We start from the raw sequence: 18,755 nt of genomic DNA on the forward strand, positions 1-18,755 counted from the left end.
GCATCGGCTGGTGCGGTGGATCGGACAAGTACCCACTATTTCGTGCGGTAGCCACCAGTTGGTTAGTATTGCGCCATGTCGGATGCCCCGAAGCACCACCCCTTCGCCTGCGGGCTCGACGCCGCGGTCGCGGTCGTCGGCGGGAAGTGGAAGCCGCTGATCCTCTGGGCGCTGGCGGGCGAGGAGCCGCGCCGGTTCGGCGAGCTGCGGCGTAGCCTGCCCGGTGTGAGCGAGAAGATGCTCACCCAGCAGCTCCGCGAGCTCGAGCACGACGGCATCGTGCACCGGGAGGTGTACCGAGAAGTCCCGCCGCGGGTGGAGTACTCGCTCACCGCGCTCGGCCGCACCCTGAACGAGGCGCTCGCACCGCTCGGCGACTGGGGCGACGCGAACCTGGCGACCATCGCCCAGACGCGCGCGCGGCCCGCCGCCTCCTGACGACGGATCGGCCCGCCCCGGTCAGCCGCTCGGACCGGTCAGCTGCTCCTGCCGGCCTCGGCCGCGCTGTCGAGCGCGTCGAGCAGCAGGTCGAGCGCGGCGCCGACGGTGCGGTGCACCACCTCGGCCGGGCTGCCGTCGAACCGGTGCTCGGCCTGGAGGACCCGCCCGCCGGCCGTCGCGGCCACGAAGACCGTGCCCGCCGGCTCGCCGTCGGTCGGCCCCGGGCCTCCGACGCCGGTGACCGCGACCGAGGCATCCGCCCCGAGCACCCGGGTCACGCCCGACGCGAGCTGCCTCGCGCACTCCGCCGAGGTCACGTTCTCGGCTGTCACGCCGAGGAGCTCCCGCTTCACGGCTTCCGCATAGGCGACCACACCGCCGCGGAACCAGTCGGATGCCTCGGGCGCCGCGCCGAGCGCGACCGAGATGGCGCCCGCCGTCAGCGATTCGGCGCTCGCGATGCTGACGCCCAGCTCCCGGGCGCGGCGGGCGATCGCCTCGCCGGTGGCGGCGTACTCCTCGGCCGGATCCTGCATCCGACCATTCTGGGTGCCCGGCGGGCCGGTGTCATCCCCGTTGCGCGTGCGCGTCGGCGAGCCGGCTCGCGTGCGAGACGAGCACGTCGAGCACCGTGCGCACGGCGAGCCGCTCGGCGACGTCGGGACGCACGAGCGCCACGATCTGCCGGGCGGATGCCACGCCGCGCAGCGGCTTCAGCACCATGCCCGACGGCACGGCGCCCGAGGTGAACCGAGGCACGAACGCGACGCCGAGCCCGGCCTGGATGAACGCCTCGACGATGCGCATGTCGCTGAACCGCTGGGCGACGTGCACTCGCTTGTCCCCGAGCTGCTCGATCGCGTGCAGGATGCGTTCGAACGGGAACCCGGGCGGCACGCCGATCCAGGTCTCGTCGACGAGGTCCTCGGGGGTGAGATAGGCGCGACCTGCGAGGCGGTGATCGGCCGGCAGGCCGATGTCGAGCGGCTCGGTCACGAGCGGTACCACCCGCAGGCCGCGGCCGCCCCACGGCAGCACGCCGGGCATCGTGTGGGCGAGCACGATGTCGTGCTCGTTCGCGAGGTCGGCGAACTCGGCGAGCTCCGGATCGAGGTCGGTCGCGTGCACGACGAGGCCGGCGATGCTCGCGAGATCGGCGAGCACGGCGGGCAGGAGCGCGGCTCCGACAGTGGGGAAGGTGAGCAGCGTGACCTCGCCGCTCGGGTGGTTGCGGAACTCGTCCCACAGCGCCGTCGCCCGCTCGAGCGCGACCGCGACGTCGGCCGCGCTCCGCGCGAGCGCCTGGCCCGCGCTCGTCAGCTCGACGCCGCGGCCGCTGCGGCGCGTGAGCGGCATCCCGGCCTCGCGCTCGAGCACCTTGAGCTGCTGGGAGACGGCCGACGGCGTGCGGCCGGTGGCCTCGGCGACCGCCGTGACGCTCCCGCGCTCGGCGAGTTCTCGCAAGAGGTCGAGCCGGCGTACGTCCATGTAGCGATGCTACACAGTCCATGTAGAACTGTCAGATTGTGCTGCACGATGAATCGCGGTTCAATGGGAGGGTCGAACACGCGCAATGGGGCCTCCGTCGCTCGATCTCCAGTTCTCCGTCGAAAGGAACCGCCGTGTTCTCGTCCATCGTCCTCCTCGGCATTCTCGGCGTCGCCGCCGCCGGCTTCGTCGGCTCCATCGTGGTCGTCGCCCGCGACGGCTACCGCCGCATGCCCAAGGAGCAGTTCGCGCGCACGATCTAGTCGCGCGACCGGGGCTCGGTCGCCCCGTACCGGAAGGGCCGCCGCGCGGGGGAGGGACACCCCGCGGGGTGGCCCTTCCCTCATGTGTGCCGGCCGCGGCGCGCGGCCCGCGTATCGGGATGCTCCTGGGGGGATCGCGATGCGGGAGCGCTGCGCGTCGCGGCGGCGCGCCGTGCTCGACACCCGCTCGCCGCGGGCGCTAGCGTGTGGCCAGAGCGTCGGTCGGAGGGGATTCGATGGCACACGTCGTGGCTACGGGGGCGGGCAAGGCGATGATGGAGCGCCGGGCCGACCCGACGCACGAGTACATCCTGAAGCTCACCGGCAAGGAACGCCCGCGCGTGCTGTTCGTCGGCACCGCCACGGGCGACGATGCCGCGTACATCGTCAGCTTCTACACGACGTACGACTCCGACCGGTGCGCACCGCACCACCTCCCGCTCTTCCACCGGGCGGTCGACGACCTCGCGGGATTCGTCCGCGGCTTCGACGTGATCCACGTCGGCGGCGGCAACACCGCCAACATGCTCGACGTCTGGAAGCGGCAGGGACTCGACGAGATCCTCCGCGAGCTGTGGGAGGACCCCGCCTCGAACGTCGTGTTCACGGGCGGCAGCGCCGGCGGCATCTGCTGGTTCGAGGGCGGCACGACCGACAGCTACGGCCCCACGCTGCAGGTGCTGCCAGAGGGGCTCGGCTTCCTCGACGGCAGCTTCTGCCCGCACTACGACGCGGAGGACCAGCGGCGCCCGCTGTTCCATCAGGCGCTCATCGACGGCAGCCTCCCCGGCGGGTACGCGTGCGGTAACCTCCAGTCGCTGCACTTCGAGCACGGCGAGTTCGTCACCGCGATCAGCCCGGTGGAGGACGCCCTCGCGCTCCGGGTCGAGGCGGTGGATGGCGAGATCGTCGAGACGAAGCTCCCGGTGGAGGTGCTCGCGAGTACCGGCCCGATCGTGAAGGGACCGAGCTCGTGAACGACAACGTCTGGCTCCTCGTCGCGGAGCTGCTCGTCGTCGTCCTCGCCATCTACATGGGCACCCGCACGAGCGGGATCGGCCTCGGCGTGTGGGGGCTCGTCGGCGTCGCCGTGCTCGTGTTCGGGTTCGGCGTCGAACCCGGCAACGCGCCCGTCGACGCCGTCTTCATCGTCATCACCGTCATCACCGCCGCGTCGGTCATGCAGGCCGCGGGCGGCATCGACTGGATGGTGAAGGTCGCCTCGAAGGTGATCAGGTCGCGGCCGAAGTCCGTGGTGTTCCTCGCCCCGGCGATGTCGTTCCTCTTCACCGTGGGCGCGGGCACGGGCAACATCTACTACCCGCTGCTGCCCGTCATCTACGACGTGGCGTACCAGCAGAAGATCCGGCCCGAGCGGCCGCTGGCGATCTCGGCGGTCGCGAGCCAGGTCGGCATCCTCTGCTCGCCGGTCTCCGCGGCGACGGCCTCGATGGTCGTCCTCCTCGCGCCCGAGGGCGTCGACCTCGGCAAGCTCCTGCTGATCATGTGGCCGGCCTCCATCGCGGGTCTCTTCGTCGCCGCCCTCTTCATGGTGCGGAAGGGCAAGGACCTCGATGACGATCCCGAGTACCAGCGGCGCCTCCAGGAGGGGCTCATCAAGCCCCCGGTGGTCGACGCGCACGCGCAGCAGCTGCCGCGCACCGCGGTGCTGTCGGCGTCGATCTTCCTCATCGGCGTCGGGATCATCGTGCTCTTCGGCCTCTTCGAGGGCCTCCGCCCCGTGGTCGGCACGAACGAGGACGGCGACCCTGTGCGGGTGAGCGTCACCGTCATCATCGAGGTGATCATGGGCGTCATCGCGGCGATCATCTTCCTCACCTGCAAGGTGAAGGCGGCGGATGTCCCGAAGCAGTCGACGTTCCCCGCGGGCATCGTCGGCGCCATCGCCCTGTTCGGCATCGCCTGGCTGGCGAACACGTTCGTCGCCGAGAACAACCAGCTCATCGTCGACGGGCTGGGCGCCGTGGTCTCCGGCTCGACCGCGTTCCTCGGCGCGCTGCTGTTCGCGCTGGCGCTGTTCGTCGTGGCGATGCTGACGACGAGCCAGTCGAGCGCCACGAACGCGATCGTGCCGATCGGCATCACGATCGGCCTGCCGCCGGCGCTCATCGCGGGACTCTGGCCCTCGGCGATGGGCATGTACACGCTGCCCGCCAACGGCAGCCAGGTCGCCACCGCCGCGTTCGACCAGACCGGGACGACCAAGCTCGGCAAGTTCGTCTTCGACCACTCGTTCCAGCTGCCGAACCTGATCTACGTGGTCGTCGCGATCGCGGTCGGCGTGCTGCTCTCGTTCGTCATCGTCTGATGCGGCGCCGGGTCGGCTGATGGTGGTGGCAGCGGGCGACGCCGTCCTCCGGCGGTTCCTGCTCGGGCTGGCGGAGGGCATGAACGCCGCCCAGGAGTCGGTCGACCGCATCCGCGACACCATGAACCAGGTCGCCCGGGCCTACGGCCGCGCCGACACCGACTTCGTCGTGCTGCCCACCGTGATCATTGTGGAGACCGGCAGCGGCGAGGAGGGCCGGGTCGCCCTCCGCTCGGCGATCAACCCGTCGTTCCGGTTCGATCAGATCGCGGCGCTGTACGAGCTGGTCGCGCGTGCGCACACCGCGTCGATCGAGCCCGAGGAGGGCATCCGTCGGCTGAACGAGATCGGCGCGATGCGTCCGCGGCATCCGTGGCCGGTGCGCGTGTTCGGTCACGCCGTCCTCACCACCGGTCTCGCGCTGCTGCTGACGCCGACGTGGGAGGGCGCGCTCGTCGCGTTCGGGCTCGGAGCGCTCCTCGGGCTCGGCAAGCTCATCCGCTCGCCGACGCTCCAGCTGGTGTTCCCGGTCGTCGCGGCGTTCGTCAGCGCGATGGCCGTGTTCCTGCTGGCCCAGGTCATCCCGATCGGCGATCCCATCAGGCTGCTCATCGCCCCACTGGTCACGTTCCTGCCGGGCGGCGTGCTCACGACCGCGACCATGGAGCTCGCCGCGGGGCAGATGATCGCCGGCGCCTCGCGGCTCGTCACGGGCCTCGTGCAGCTCGCCCTGCTGTCCTTCGGCATCCTCGCGGCGGGCACGGTGGCCGGCGTGGGGGCATCCGGATATGTGCCGCTCGAGGCGGTGGGCCAGTTCCCGTGGTGGACGGCGGCGGGTGGCGTGCTGCTCATCGCGATCGGCGACCTGCTGCACTTCTCAGCCCCCGGTCGCACGTTCGGGTGGGTGCTGCTCGCGCTCTCCGTCGCGTACGCGGGTCAGGCGCTCGGCACCCTCGTCGCCGGCGCGACGGTGAGCGGGTTCGTCGGTGCGCTCGCGATGACACCCCTCGTGCTCTGGATCGCCACGCTCAAGCGCGGCGTGCCCACGCAGCTCACCTTCCTCCCGGCGTTCTGGCTGCTCGTGCCGGGCGCGGCGGGCCTCGTCGGCCTCACCGAGGCGATCGGCACGACGCGCGGGCTCGAGGACTTCGCCGAGGCGCTGACCTCGGTGATGTCGATCGCCCTCGGGGTGCTCATGGGCACCGCGCTGTACCGGTTCGTGCACCACGGCGCGGAGGAGCTCTCCAACTTCCACGTCGACCTGCCCGCGGCGCTGCAGGAGACGGAGGAGCCGCCGTTCTGGGCCCGGCTGCTGCCCGGCACGCCCCGCACGTTCTGGCGGCGGCCGCGCCGCGGCCCGGCGGGCAGGCGGGAAGCGTCCCGCGACTCGACGGTCGCAGACGACGCCCGTGAGGGATGATGCGTCGGACCCGGCATCCGCCCGGCGATGTGGCATCCCCACCTGGGCGTCCGCCCCTTCCCGTGAGAGCGCCACCACGTAAACTCGACGCGTGACCCAGCGAGACCCCCGGGGCGACGCCGCCGACGTGCGCCGACAGCTCATCGACCACATCGCCGCGGAGGCGGTGTTCCACGGCGACTTCACGCTCACGAGCGGCAAGAAGGCGTCCTACTACGTCGACCTCCGCAAGGTGAGCCTCGACCACCGGGTGGCCCCCCTCATCGGGCAGGTCATGCTCGACCTCATCGCCGACGTGCCCGACGTCGCCGCCGTCGGCGGCATGACGATGGGCGCCGACCCCATCGCCGCCGCGATCCTGCACCAGGGCGCCGCGCGCGGGCTCGCGTACGACGCGTTCGTCGTGCGCAAGGAGCCGAAAGACCACGGTCGCGGCAAGCAGGTCGAGGGGCCGGATGTCGCGGGCAAGCGCGTCATCGTGCTCGAAGACACCTCCACCACGGGCGGATCGCCGCTGAAGGCGATCGAGGCGCTCCGCAAGGTCGGCGCCGAGGTCGTGGCGGTCGCGGTCGTCGTCGACCGGGCGACCGGTGCGCGCGAGGTGATCGAGGCCGAGGGCGTTCCCTACCTGTACGCCATCGGGCTGGAAGACCTGGGACTGGCCTGATGCGCACGGGCGACAGGCGAGACGCGGGGTTCGACGAGGACGGAGCCGACTGGCTGCTGGGCGAGCTGGCCCGCGGCGGGGCATCCGCATCGCCGACCTCGCCGACGCCCGTCGCCGATCCCGGGTTCGCGCAGCCGCCGGCCGCGTTCCCCGCCTCGCCGGGGCCCTACCCGGTGCCGCCGCAGTCCGCGCCGTCGGCGCCGCGTGCTGAGCGATCGGTCGAGCCGGCGCCCCGGCACGAAGAGGTCCTCGACTGGTTCTCGCTCGCCGAGGCCGTCGTCACCCAGCCGCCGGCAGTCGAGGAGGCAGGGCCGGCGACCCGCGCGATGCCGGTCATCGGCGGTCCGATGCTCACGCCGGCCGCGGATGAGCTGCAGCGGGTCGACCAGCCGTTCGAGCAGCTTCAGCAGTTCGCCCGGCCGACGGCCGTGCCGCCGCCCGCGGAAGCACCGGCTCCGGCCGCTCCCGCTGCCGAGGCCTGGGCACCGCCGCCCTCGGGGATGCCGCCCGCCGCGATGCCGCCCGCTGTCCCGCCCGCCGGACTCGTCCCGGGCGCCGGCGCGTTCACGGCCGGCGCGGGCGCACCCGTGCCTCCCGTGCCTCCGCCCGGGCCGGTCACGCCCACGGCCCCGTTCGCGCTCACGTGGGGCGACTCCGCGCTCGACTCCGAGCAGGCGCTCCGCGCCGCATTCGCGCAGCTCTCGCAGCCGTCGGCCCCGGCGCCGCAGACGCCGGACCAGGTGGCGCAGCCGTGGGAGCAGGTGTCGCAGCCGTCGGGTCACGTCGAGCCGCCTGCGCCTGCGCCTGCGCCCGAGTTCCCCGCCGAGCCCGCCGCATTCGCACCCGCACCGCAGCTGCCGCCCGAGCCCGAGCCAGACGTCTCGCCGTTCGCGGGATTCACCCCGCCGCCGGTCGCACGCCAGTCGTTCACTCCGCTTCCGGCGGAGCCCGCGGGTCGCCCACCCGTGGTCGACGACTACGGTGCCGAGCTCTGGTCGGCGCTCGTCGAGTCCGAGCCCGCGCCGCCCGCGGCCACGCCGCAGGCCTACCCCGCTCCCGCGTCATTCGATCCTGAGGTGCGGCCCGCCGAGGCGCCGCAGTACGCGGAGCCCCCGCAGTACGCGGAGCCCCAGCAGTACGCCGAGCCGCAGCAGTACGAGCCCGCGTCCGAGTACCCGCAGCAGTACGCCGAGCCGCAGCAGCATGAGCCCGCGCACCAATACCCGCAGCAGTACGCCGAGCCGCAGGCCTACGAGCAGCCGCAGGCGTACGAACCCGCGTACGAGTACCCGCAACAGCACGTGGAACCGCAGCGATACGACGACCCGTTCGCGTACGGCTCGCCGCAGATCGCCGAGCCGGCGTCGTACGCCGAAGCCCAGCAGGTCGAGCAGTCGCACACCGAGCCGCCGCACGTCGCGCGCCGCGAGACGGAGGGACTCCGTTCCGACTACGACGAGGTCGACCCGTCCTTCCCGTTCCTCGAGGTTCGGGGGCCCGGGGGCGAGGCCCGTGCGCACGCCATGGCCGACGGGCTCCCGCCGGCGGGCTTCATCCCGCCCGGGGCGCCTGGCGCGTCGGCTCCCGAGGCGGAAGCGCCGCGGCCGCGCGCGCCGTTCCCCGCCTTCGCCTCGGTCCGCTGGGACGAGCCCGAGGACGAGGCATCCGACCCCGAGCGCGAGGCGCCCGTCGACGACCTGCTCGCCGCGCTCGGCGGGCGGCAGGGCGCAGCGGTCGACCCCGGTGCGCCGGTGCCGCCGCCCGCCGAGCCGCCGTCGAATGCCGATTTCACGGCCCTCGGCTTCGTCGACGAGCTCGGTTTCGACCAGCAAACCGATGGCGACGACTCCGACGAGGATGAGCCGGAGCGCGGCATCCGGGGCCGCTTCTTCGGCCGCGGGCGTGCGGCCGAGGACGAGCTCGCCGAGCCCGACTTCGACGCCGACGACGAGCTCGCCGAGCCCGGGTACGTGTGGAACATCACACCGAACCCGCTCGCGCCCGACCCCAAGGCCGAGCTCGACGACGATGCCGACGACGCGTCCGCCGGGTCTGACGCGCCCGCCGCGCGGCGGAGCTGGCTCGCGTCGGCCGAGGAACCCGGCTTCGCGCCCGAGACGCGGACGAGTGCCGACGACTGGCAGATCTCGACGCCGACCGCGCCGTTCGACCGGGTCGACGAGCCCGGTGCCGACGCCGACCAGTTCGCCTCGCTGTTCGGCGGGGCGGCGGTGGTTGCGGCCGCGGACGGCGGCCGCTCGGCGACGCCGCGCGCACAGGCCGCTCCCGCGGGGCGGCCCGGCTCCGCCGGGTACGCCGACGGTGGACGACCGGGAGGCTCGGGTGGATCCGGCGGCTCAGGGCGCCAGGGCGGCTCGGCGGGCTCCGGCGGTTCGGGTCGCCCTCCGGGCGGCGGTGGCTCCGGCTCCGGACGCTCATCGGGCGACCGCGTCGTGAAGACGCTCGCCTGGGTGGCCGGCGGCCTGGTCGCGGTGCTCGTGGTCGTTGGGCTCTTCTTCTTCGGCACGCAGCTCGCGGGCGGCGGGGAGGCCGGCACGCCGTCGGCATCGCGCTCCGAGACGCCGAGCGACACCCCGGTGCCGGTGCCCACGGCCATGCAGCCGCCCGGCGTGCACGCGTGGGACACGCTCTTCGGCGGCGAGTGCATCGACGGGTACGTCGACCCGTGGCAGGAGGAGTTCACGGTCGTCGACTGCGCAGCACCGCACGCGGCGCAGCTCGTCTACCGCGGGACGTTCGCCGCCGACGCCGCAGCGGCGTTCCCCGGCGAGGCCGAGCTCGGCGCGCAGACCAACGCGAACTGCACCGCGGCCGGCGTGATCGACGTCACCGCCGCGGCCGGCGCGAACGACCTGCAGGTGCAGGGCTCGTTCCCGGTCGAGCCGCAGTGGGCCGCGGGTTCGCGCACGTACTACTGCTTCGTGAACCGGGCGGGCGGCGAACCGCTCACCGGCTCGCTGCAGGGCCCCGGCCCGGCGGCATGAGCGGGCGCGTCGTCGTCATCGGCTCGCTGAACGTCGATGCGACCGCGTACGTCGCCGACTTCGCGGCGCCGGGGGAGACCATCACCGCCCACGGGTTCCAGCTCGCGCTCGGCGGCAAGGGAGCCAATCAGGCGGTGGCCGCACATGCGGCGGGCGGCCGCGTCGAGCTGATCGCCAGGGTCGGCGACGACGCGAACGGGGCACTGGCACTCACCACGCTCGGGCGGCTCGGCCTCGAGACGGCCGGCGTGCAGCGAGCGACGGATGCCGCGACCGGCGTCGCCCTCATCACGGTCGCCGCGTCCGGCGAGAACACCGTGGTCGTCGCGGGCGGGGCGAACCTCGACTGGACGGCGGCGGAGCTCGATGCGCTGGCCGAGCGGATCGGCGCCGCCGATGCGGTGCTCACGCAGGGCGAGCTGCCGGTGCCGGCGATCGACCGCATCGCGGAACTGGCCGCCGCCGCGGGCACTCGCTTCGTGCTGAATCTGGCGCCGCCGGTCGCCGTCGCCTCGGCGACGCTCGCCATCGCAGACCCGCTGATCGTGAACGAGCACGAGGCGCGTACGGTCGGCATCGCCGCCGGCGACTCACCTGGGCTCGACGCCTGGCTCCACGCCGCCGAGCTCGCCGTCTCGCGGGGGCTCGCGAGGTCGATCGTCGTGACCCTCGGCGCCGCCGGCGCGATCGCCGTGTCCGGCGCCGACGGCCGCGCCGGCGACGTGCGGCTCGCGGTCGCCGCCCCGACCGTCGTCGCGGTCGACACGACGGGTGCGGGCGACGGGTTCACCGGAACGCTCACCGCGTTCCTCGCCGAGGGGCGCGGTCTCCCCGACGCGGTGCGCCACGCCGTCGCCGCGGCATCCCTCGCCGTGCAGGCGCGGGGCACGGTCGACTCCTACGCGCCGAGGGAACGCGTGATCGACGCAGCCGCGACGCTCCAGGCCGTCGAGTCGCCCGCCGGTGAGGAGACCGCATGACCCTGCCCGTCATCATCGACTGCGACCCCGGGCACGACGACGTCTTCGCCCTCTGGCTGGCTGCGGGGCATCCGGCACTCGATCTCCTGGCGGTGACGACCGTCGGCGGCAACGTGCCGCTCGAGCACACCAGCCGGAACGCGCGCATCGCCCTCACGGTCGCGGGCGCGACGGGCGTCCCGGTCGCCGCCGGTGCCGCCGGTCCGATGACCCGTGAGCTGTCGACCGCGGAGTGGATCCACGGGGAGAACGGCCTCGGCGGGCCCGAGCTGCCCGAGCCCGCGTTCCCGCTCGACCCACGGGGTGCGACCGAGCTGATGGCCGACGTCATCGCCGAGGCATCCGAACCCGTCGCCGTCATCGCGACGGGCCCGATCACGAACGTCGCGATCCTGCTGCGCGACCGGCCCGACGTCGCGGGGCGCATCCACGAGATCGTGTGGATGGGCGGCTCGACGGAGCGCGGCAACGTCACCCCGTACGCGGAGTTCAACGCGTGGGTAGACCCCGAGGCGCTCGATCTCGTGCTGCGCAGCGGCGTGCCCTTCACGATGGTCGGGCTGAACGTGACGCATCGGGCGCTCGTGACGGCGGAGGTGCGCGAGCGCCTCGCCGCACCGGCGACGCGCACCGCGGCATTCGGCGACGAGCTGCTGGAGTTCTTCTGCCGAACGAACGACGAGGTGTTCGGCCTGCCCGACGGGCCGCTGCACGATCCGGTCGCGGTCGCCGTGCTGGCCGACCCCGGCTGCGTCGAGGTCGTGCGGACCCGGCTCGACGTCGAGCTCGTCGGCACCGAGACGGTCGGCGCCACCGTCGTCGATCTCGACGGCATGCTCGCCCGCGAGCCGAACGCCCACGTCGCGGTCGGCCTCGACGTCGACCGGTTCTGGCGCCTCGTCGAGACCGCGCTGGCGCGCCTGGCCTGACCGGCCCGAGGCCGCCGATTCCCCGCGACGGCGTAGCCTCGAAGCGTGGGAGACCGGACGATCGGCGCCGCCACGACGGCGAGACGACAGCTCGAGGCCCTCGTGAGCCGCACCGGCGTGTTCGACGAGTGGGCGCCGGGCGGCGGGCCCGGCGAGCCCGACGCACGTCCCGCCGCGGTGCTGCTGCTCTTCGGGGTCCTCGACCGGTTGCCGAGCGACCACGCGGCGCAGTCGCGGGCGGTGTCGCGCGACCTCGACGTGCTGCTGCTCGCCCGCGCGGCGACGCTCCGCGCCCACGCGGGTCAGGTCGCCTTCCCCGGCGGCCGCATCGACCCGGGCGATGACGGCCCCATCGGCGCGGCGCTGCGCGAGGCCGAGGAGGAGACCGGGCTCGACCCCGCCGGCGTCGACGTGCTCGGCACGCTCGACGAGCTGCCGCTGCCGTACTCCCAGCACCTGGTCACGCCGGTCATCGGCTGGTGGCGGCAGCCGTCGCCCGTCAGGGTCGTGGATGTCGCGGAGTCCGCCGACGTCTTCCGCACCCCGGTCGCCGACCTCCTCGACCCGCGGAACCGGCGCACCACGGTCCTCCGCCGAGACGGGCAGGAGTGGCGCGGACCCGGATTCCTCGTGCGCGGCCCCGCGGGGGAGCACCTCGTATGGGGGTTCACGGCGATGGTGCTCGACGTGCTCTTCGACCGGCTCGGCTGGACCGAGCCGTGGGACGACTCGCGCGAACTCGACCTCGCGCCGTGAGCGGCGGCCGTCGCGGCTAGAGCTCGGTCTCGGCCGGCTCCGCGGCCACCAGCTCGAAGACGCCCTTCAGTACCTCGTCGGGGCGGAAGGGGTAGCGCTGGATCTCGCGCTCGTCGCTGATGCCCGAGAGCACCAGCACGGTGTGCAGTCCCGCCTCGATGCCCGCGACGATGTCGGTGTCCATGCGGTCGCCGATCATCGCCGTGTTCTCGGAGTGCGCCCCGATCTTGTTCAGCGCCGAGCGGAACATCATCGGGTTCGGCTTGCCGACGACGTAGGGCTCCTTGCCGGTGGCCTTGGTGATGAGCGCGGCGATCGCGCCGGTCGCCGGCAGCGGTCCGTCGGCGCTCGGGCCCGTGGCATCCGGATTCGTGACGATGAATCGCGCGCCGGCGTCGATCAGGCGGATCGCCTTCGTGATCGCCTCGAACGAGTAGTTGCGGGTCTCGCCGACGACCACGAAGTCGGGGTTCGTCTCGGTCATGATGTACCCGGCCTCGTGCAGGGCGGTGAGGATGCCCGCCTCGCCGATCACGAACGCCGAGCCGCCCGGCACCTGCTGCTTCAGGAAGTCCGCGGTCGCGAGCGCCGACGTCCAGATGCGGTCCTCGGGCACGTGCAGACCCGAGGCGCGCAGCCGCGCCGACAGATCGCGCGCCGTGAAGATCGAGTTGTTCGTGAGCACGAGGTAGGGCGTGCCGGCGTCCTCCCACTGCTGGAGCAGTTCGGATGCCCCGGGCAGCGCATGGTTCTCATGGACGAGCACGCCGTCCATGTCGGTCAGCCAGCACTCGACCTCGTCACGTCGTCCCATGCCCTCCAGCGTAGAGGCGGTCGGCGGCGTGCGACGTCCGGTCATCCGCTCGGCCATCCGCTCACCCCTGCTCGGCGAGGGACCGCTGCTCGGCCGCCTCCGACGGTCGGCCGAGGATGTCGAGCGAGTCCGCGAGCGTCATCCTGGCGACCGCGAGCGCCCCCTCGGCTCCCGTCTCGCCGGTGAACCGCTCGGTCGCCTGACCCAACAGGACGGCGGCCTCGTCGTGGCGCGACGCGCTCTGCAGCACGCGGCCGGCGAAGAGCATCGAGCCGCCGGCGGGTCCGGCCGCACCGGCCTGCTCGAACCGCTCGGCCGCGACGAGCGCCGCGGCGACCGCCTCGTCGAGTCGGCCGAGGCTCGCCAGCGCACGCGCGCGCGAGTCGGTGATGTCGGCGGCGAGCCAGTCGGCGTCGTGCTCCTCGGCGAGGGCGGCCACCTCGTCGAGCGTGGCCAGCGAGTCCTCGCGGCCCGCCTCGCCCTGGGCACGGCCGAGCAGGTGCAGCGCGTCGGCGAGGGAGCCGACCGCCTCGGGCGCGCGGCGCGCGTCGGCGACGGCGCGTTCGAACAGCTCGACCGCCTCGTCGACGTACTCGAGTTCGAGGTGGAGTCGGCCGAGGTCCACGAGCACCGCGACGGCTCCCGGCCACGCCTCGCCCTCCTCGAACAGGTCGGCGGCGGTGTACCAGGCGCCGGCGGCGGAGCCCGCTTCGCCCGTCGCGCGGAACGCGTTGCCGAGCAGGTGCAGCGTCTCGCCGCGTGCGGCCGGGTGGGCGCCCGCGGCCTCCTCCTGCTCGTACACCGACTGCAGGATCTCGATCGCCTCGTCGGCGCGTCCGGCCCGGCCCAGCTGCCGGGCGACGCCGTAGCGCAGCCCGAGCAGCTGCAGCGACTCGGCGAGCTCGGCGTGGTGGACGGCGAGGCGAAGGCGCGCGATGGCGTCGTCGTGGCGGCCCAGATCGTCGAGGATGGCGGCCGAGAGCTGGCAGGCGCCGATCACGCGGTCGCGCTCGCCCAGGGCGAGCTCGAGCTCGATGGCCCGCTCGGCGTCGGCGTGCGCGGACTCGAACTCGCCGGAACCGGCGAGCAGGCGTGCACGCAGGCGCAGTGCGTCGGCCTGGCGCACCCGGTTCGGCGACGGCGCATCGAGGATCGCGTCGAGCAGCGGACCCGCCGTCGCGGGCTCCTCACCCTCCGCACGCAGCATCGCCGCGACGTACCGGGTCGCCTCGGCGAGGTCGTCGTCGTCGATGCCGTCGAGCATCGCGACCGCCGCCTCCGCGGCGGCGGTGGCGTCGGCGAGCTCGCGGTCCTTCACGTGGACCATCGCGGTGGTGTGCGCGAGGTCGACCGCGGTGCGCGCGGCATCCGGGCCAGCGGCACCGGACGTCGCGGCGGCGAGGACGCGTGCACGGGCCGCATCGAGGGCGGGCAGGTCGTCGGCCGTCGCGATGCCGTGCAGCTGGAGTCCGAGCGTCTCCTCGACGTCGGCCTGCAGGCTCCGGCCCGCGGCACGGAGCGCCTCGATCCGCTCGGGCAGCGCGGCGGCGGCCTCCTCGACCGCACCCCCGGCGACGAGCGCGACGAGGCGCAGCGAGCCGAGGTCGAGCGCCGTCCGGGTGTCGCCCTCCTCGATCAGCGCGAGCCCTCGGGCGACCGCGGCGAGGGCGCCGTCGTGGTCGCCGAGATCGATCCGCTCGCGGGCGGCCGCGACCCAGCCCTCCGCGGTCGTGGGCTCGACGGGCGCCTCGGAGACGGGCCGCGGCGCGAAGCCCTCTGCGGCGAGCGGCACGTCGTAGTGCTCCTCGGCCAGTCGCCGGGTCGCCTCGATCCGCTCGGCGATGTACCGGTTGCCGTTGCGGGCGTCGAACGCCGCGCCGATGCGCTCCGCGGCCGCCCACACGACCGGTGCGAGCTCAGCGGCCGTCCACGGGCCGTCGTGCTCGCCGAGGAAGGCGACCAGTTCGGAGGCATCCGCCCCGCGCACCAGGGTGTCGCCGTGACCCGCACGCACGACCTGGTCGAGCAGCAGCCCCGCCGCCGCGAGGGCCGAGACGTGGCCGCGCTGGTTCAGCGGGTCGTGTGCCAGCCACCCGAGGTGGCGCTCGAGCAGCGCGAGTCCGCGGGCCTCGTTGCGGGTGATCGCGCAGAACTCGAGGTGGTTCGCGATGATGCCGAGGTTGTCGGCGTTGCCGCGGGCGTCGCGGTAGCTCCGCAGGTGGAACGCGCGCGCCTCGTCGAGACGGCCCGCCCGCAGGTAGGGCAGGAGGGCGTCGCTGAGCGCCCGCTCGGGCTCCTCGCCGCAGGTGAACCCGCCCTCCACGAGCTCCTCGACCATGGCGATCGCCTCATCCGTCCGGCCGATCTCGGCGAGGTACTCCGCGCTCGCGCTCCGCACGCAGGCGTCGCAGTGGCTGTACTCGTCGCGCTCCGTTGCGGCCAGCACCCGGTAGGCCTCGGCCGCCTCGTCGAGCCATCCGTTCGCGTGCGCGGTGTTGAAGCGGGCCATCCACACGCCGCTGAGGCCCACGCCCGCCCGCTCGTACCGCGCCTGCATGTCCTCGAGGACCGCGCGGATCTGCTCGGCGGGGAACAGGGGACTGGCCGACAGGGTGCCGGCCATCCACTTGTACTGCCAGAGCAGGTCGGCGCCCGTGCCGTCGTCGGGCGAGATCGGGAACCGCGCCGGGTCCTCGTCGTGCTTGCCGACGCACCAGGCGAACGAGCTGAGCAGGGCGTCGGTGTCGCCCGTCATGTTGGCCGAGTTCGTCAGGCGCATGCGCGCCCGATACTCGCGCACCTCGTCGCCCGACTCGGCCGCGAGCGCGACCGCCTCGTCGAGGAGCGCCCGCTCCTCCGGGCCGAAGGGGAGTTCGTCGGCGCGGTCGAGCAGGTCGTCGATGCGGGATGCCTCGGTCACAGGGGTCCTCTCGTCGGGCGTTTCGGGCGGGGCCGGGTCAGCGGGGCGGGCTCAGCGAGCCAGGCTCAGCTGGACGAGGTCGGTCAGGGCGTCGGTGAGCATCGCGCGCTCGGCATGCCGGAGGGGCCTTCGGCCGCCGAGCAGCGCCTGCACGTAGAGCAGCCGCACCGTGCGGTCGAAGACGGCCTCGTCGGTCGCGGCCGCGAGGGTGCGCACGAGCGGGCTCGCCCAGTTCAGGCACAGCTTGGGCCGCTGCGGCGGCGCCTCGGACTCGCCCGAGCGGTCGGCGATGGCCTGATCGATACGGCCGAGGACGCCGCTCCACAGCGCTCCGGCGACCTCTCGGGCGGTGCCCCGCGCGATGGAGCGGAGCACGTCGGCATCGGCGAGGTAGAGGCTCGCGAGGTCGTCGGGCCGGAAGCTGCGCACGGCCACCTCGCACCCGACGTCGGCGAGCACCGCGTTCGCCCGTGACTCCAGCGCGATGGCGTCGTCGCGCTCGGCGAGCGGCGGGGCGTCGAGCGAATCGAGCTCGCCCGACACGGTCACGCGCTCGACCCGGACGCCCTCGTGGAGCAGCGGCAGCCGGCGCAGCAGGTCGGCCTCGTGGACGTAGCCGCCGTTCACGATGGGGCGGTCGGATGCCGCGATGGCCGCGATCTGACGGAACTCGTCGACCGTCTCGGTGTAGCGCACCAGCGGGTGCCGCCGGACGAGCTCGTCGATCGTCATGGTGCCGGCGGAGGTCTCGACGGTGAGCCACCGGGTGATGATCGAGGCGAGCTCGTCGTCGTGCACGGCGAGCGCCTTCAGGCCGAGGTGATGGATCGCCACGAACTCGGCGAGCCGTGCCGGCTGTTCGAGGCCGAGCCGCATGACCCACGCGCGCACGGAGGCGCCGAGCTCGGCGCGGGTCTGCTCGAGCGCGTCGTCCTCGACGAGGTGCTCGCGGCTCGCGGTCGGCCGGAGGCCCGACGAGTCGACGACGGCGCGCACGAAGAACGCCCAGTCGGGCAGCAGCTCGTCGGCGCGTTCGCTCACGAGCATGCCGCCGAGGTAGGCGCGGTTCGCCTGGCGCGCGCCCGGCGCCGGCGCGTACGGGAGGACGAACGCGGTGCCTCGGGTCGCCGTCGACGGCGCGTGCAGCTCGATCGCATCGAACGGGGTCTGACCCACGACCGCTCGGCCGAGCACGTCGAGGTCGTCGCGCACGGCCCGGCGGTCATCGCCGGTCAGGGCGAAGACCGGGCGCCGGTCGATGCGCTCGAAGTCGCCGCGACCGGTCGCCACGAGGATCGGCACGGGGAGGTACCCGGCGTAGCGCCGGGCGAGGTCGAGCACGGTCGCCGCGCTCGTGAGCTCGGCGTCGTCGGCCCGCGGCCGGAGGATCACCGTGGTGCCGACGGGAAGCTCGGCCTCCGCACCGCTCAGCACCCGCACCCGGAACGTGCCCTCGGCGTCGCCGACCCACTCCACCGGGTCGCCGCCCCGCGCCGAACGCGACCGGATCTCGATGCGGTCGGCGATCATGAACGAGCTCAGCAGGCCGATGCCGAATTGGCCGAGGAATCCCTCGCGCGGCAGGTCGAAGAGGTCGCGCTTCGAGCTGCGGCCGACGGTCGCGAGCAGCTCGCCGACCTCGTCGGCGGTGAGCCCCACGCCGTCGTCCTCGAACCGGAACGCGGGATCCCCGGGCGTCGGCGGGATCACGCGGATGCCCCAGGCCGGATCCTGCCGGCCCTCGAGCTCGGCGCGGGCGGCGATCGCGTCGCGCCCGTTCTGCAGCAGCTCGCGGAGGTAGACCTGCGGGCCGGAGTAGATGTGGCGGCTCAGCAGGTCGACCACGCCGCGCAGGTCGACGAGGAACGGGCGGGTCTCAGGGGTCTGATCGAGTGAGGTCATTCGCTTCTCGGTGCGGGTCGGGAACGGCGCGCCGGGTCTCATCCTGTCACGCCGCGTGCGGCCGTCGAGGTTCAGGCGGTCACCCAGATGGCGGCCGCCGCCGCCGGCGAGACGGCGACGGTTGCGCCGGCCCGGTCGCCGACCGTGATCGAGACGGCGTCGGGCGAGACATCCGTGACGTGCACCTCGCTGCCGGGCCCGATCGCCGCGCGCTCGAGATCGCGGAGGATCTCGGGATCGCGGTCGGAGATGCGGATGACCCGCCCGGCGTGACCCGTCGGCGCCTCGGCGAGCAGCAGGAAGGGCTCGCTCGCGATGCTGCCGTCGGCGGCGGGGATCGCGTCGCCGTGTGGGTCGCGCGCCGGCCGGCCGAGGCGGTCGTCGATGGCCTCGAGCAAGCGGTCGCTCACGGCGTGCTCGAGCACCTCAGCCTCGTCGTGCACCTCGTCCCAGCCGTAGCCCATCTCGCGCACGAGCCAGGTCTCGATGAGGCGGTGCCGCCGGACCACGGCGAGCGCGCGTTCTCGCCCGGCGTCGGTGAGGCGGACGGCGCCGTAGGGCACGTGCTGCACGAGCCCCTGGGCGGCCATCTTCTTCACCATCTCGGTGACGCTCGAGGGCGCCACCCCGAGCTTGCCGGCGAGGACGGAGGGCGTGATCGGGTCGGACTGCCACTCGGTGTGCGCGTACACCGTCTTCAGGTAGTCCTCGATCGCGGGGCTGGGTGCGGCTGGCATCGGCCTCAGGATATCGGGCGGCCGGCGAAGTGAAACGTTGCAGCGGGCTCTTGACCGGCCCTCGAACGGGGGCTAGCGTCGTGCCTGCACGGAAAGCGCTATCC

Annotated in this window: 16 protein-coding genes; 10 read left to right on the forward strand and 6 right to left on the reverse strand. The window is 73.6% G+C overall.

Annotated features, from left to right (window positions below; genetic code table 11):
* The first annotated feature begins 75 nt into the window (after positions 1–75).
* Positions 76–438 (forward strand): helix-turn-helix domain-containing protein, encoded by a 363-nt coding sequence (locus tag ABIQ69_RS01460; protein WP_350348624.1) that lies wholly within the window; start codon positions 76–78, stop codon positions 436–438.
* A gap of 38 nt (positions 439–476) precedes the next feature.
* Here ABIQ69_RS01460 and ABIQ69_RS01465 read toward each other — a convergent pair whose 3' ends face one another.
* Together ABIQ69_RS01465 and ABIQ69_RS01470 are read right to left on the reverse strand one after the other, a co-directional pair.
* Complete coding sequence (locus ABIQ69_RS01465) at positions 477–977, reverse strand: CinA family protein (protein WP_350348625.1); 501 nt, start codon at positions 975–977, stop codon at positions 477–479.
* 31 nt (positions 978–1,008) lie between these two features.
* Entirely contained in the window at positions 1,009–1,929 is a 921-nt protein-coding gene (locus ABIQ69_RS01470) for a LysR family transcriptional regulator (protein ID WP_350348626.1), read from the reverse strand.
* Between the two features lie 134 nt (positions 1,930–2,063).
* Here ABIQ69_RS01470 and ABIQ69_RS01475 point away from each other — a divergent pair, with 134 nt between their 5' ends.
* From ABIQ69_RS01475 to ABIQ69_RS01515, 9 genes are all read left to right on the forward strand, one after another.
* Positions 2,064–2,192 carry a hypothetical protein gene (locus tag ABIQ69_RS01475; RefSeq protein WP_350348627.1) on the forward strand — a complete coding sequence of 43 codons (129 nt, stop codon included), beginning with the start codon at positions 2,064–2,066 and terminating at the stop codon, positions 2,190–2,192.
* Between the two features lie 236 nt (positions 2,193–2,428).
* Complete coding sequence (locus tag ABIQ69_RS01480; RefSeq protein WP_350348628.1) at positions 2,429–3,169, forward strand: peptidase E; 741 nt, start codon at positions 2,429–2,431, stop codon at positions 3,167–3,169.
* Positions 3,166–4,521, forward strand: coding sequence for an anaerobic C4-dicarboxylate transporter family protein (locus ABIQ69_RS01485; RefSeq protein WP_350348629.1), 1,356 nt, complete (start codon positions 3,166–3,168; stop codon positions 4,519–4,521). The genes ABIQ69_RS01480 and ABIQ69_RS01485 overlap by 4 nt, the downstream gene beginning before the upstream one ends.
* A gap of 25 nt (positions 4,522–4,546) precedes the next feature.
* On the forward strand, positions 4,547–5,941 hold the full coding sequence (locus ABIQ69_RS01490; RefSeq protein WP_350348630.1) for a threonine/serine exporter family protein: 1,395 nt from the start codon (positions 4,547–4,549) through the stop codon (positions 5,939–5,941).
* A gap of 91 nt (positions 5,942–6,032) precedes the next feature.
* Complete coding sequence (pyrE, locus tag ABIQ69_RS01495; RefSeq protein WP_350348631.1) at positions 6,033–6,608, forward strand: orotate phosphoribosyltransferase; 576 nt, start codon at positions 6,033–6,035, stop codon at positions 6,606–6,608.
* Positions 6,608–9,613, forward strand: a complete 3,006-nt coding sequence (locus tag ABIQ69_RS01500) for a septum formation family protein (RefSeq protein ID WP_350348632.1) — start codon at positions 6,608–6,610, stop codon at positions 9,611–9,613. The genes pyrE and ABIQ69_RS01500 overlap by 1 nt, the downstream gene beginning before the upstream one ends.
* The gene (locus ABIQ69_RS01505) at positions 9,610–10,593 is read left to right on the forward strand and encodes a ribokinase (protein WP_350348633.1); all 984 of its coding nucleotides are present in this window, start codon (positions 9,610–9,612) and stop codon (positions 10,591–10,593) included. The genes ABIQ69_RS01500 and ABIQ69_RS01505 overlap by 4 nt, the downstream gene beginning before the upstream one ends.
* Positions 10,590–11,522, forward strand: a complete 933-nt coding sequence (locus ABIQ69_RS01510) for a nucleoside hydrolase (protein ID WP_350348634.1) — start codon at positions 10,590–10,592, stop codon at positions 11,520–11,522. Before ABIQ69_RS01505 ends, ABIQ69_RS01510 begins: the two co-directional genes overlap by 4 nt.
* Before the next feature lie 117 nt (positions 11,523–11,639).
* On the forward strand, positions 11,640–12,278 hold the full coding sequence (locus tag ABIQ69_RS01515) for a CoA pyrophosphatase (RefSeq protein ID WP_350350055.1): 639 nt from the start codon (positions 11,640–11,642) through the stop codon (positions 12,276–12,278).
* 16 nt (positions 12,279–12,294) lie between these two features.
* Here the strand turns inward: ABIQ69_RS01515 and ABIQ69_RS01520 are convergent, their stop codons facing one another.
* The 4 genes from ABIQ69_RS01520 to ABIQ69_RS01535 all read right to left on the reverse strand — a co-directional run bounded on the left by ABIQ69_RS01520 (position 12,295) and on the right by ABIQ69_RS01535 (position 18,651).
* Complete coding sequence (locus ABIQ69_RS01520; RefSeq protein ID WP_350348635.1) at positions 12,295–13,092, reverse strand: HAD-IIA family hydrolase; 798 nt, start codon at positions 13,090–13,092, stop codon at positions 12,295–12,297.
* Positions 13,093–13,153: 61 nt separating this feature from the next.
* Positions 13,154–16,012, reverse strand: a complete 2,859-nt coding sequence (locus tag ABIQ69_RS01525; RefSeq protein ID WP_350348636.1) for a hypothetical protein — start codon at positions 16,010–16,012, stop codon at positions 13,154–13,156.
* Positions 16,013–16,063: 51 nt separating this feature from the next.
* Positions 16,064–17,914: an HSP90 family protein gene (locus ABIQ69_RS01530; protein WP_350348637.1), complete on the reverse strand. Its 1,851-nt coding sequence runs from the start codon at positions 17,912–17,914 to the stop codon at positions 16,064–16,066.
* Positions 17,915–17,985: 71 nt separating this feature from the next.
* Positions 17,986–18,651 (reverse strand): metal-dependent transcriptional regulator, encoded by a 666-nt coding sequence (locus ABIQ69_RS01535; protein ID WP_350348638.1) that lies wholly within the window; start codon positions 18,649–18,651, stop codon positions 17,986–17,988.
* Positions 18,652–18,755: the final 104 nt, after the last annotated feature.

Source organism: Agromyces sp. G08B096 (assembly GCF_040267705.1).
GTDB lineage: Bacteria > Actinomycetota > Actinomycetes > Actinomycetales > Microbacteriaceae > Agromyces.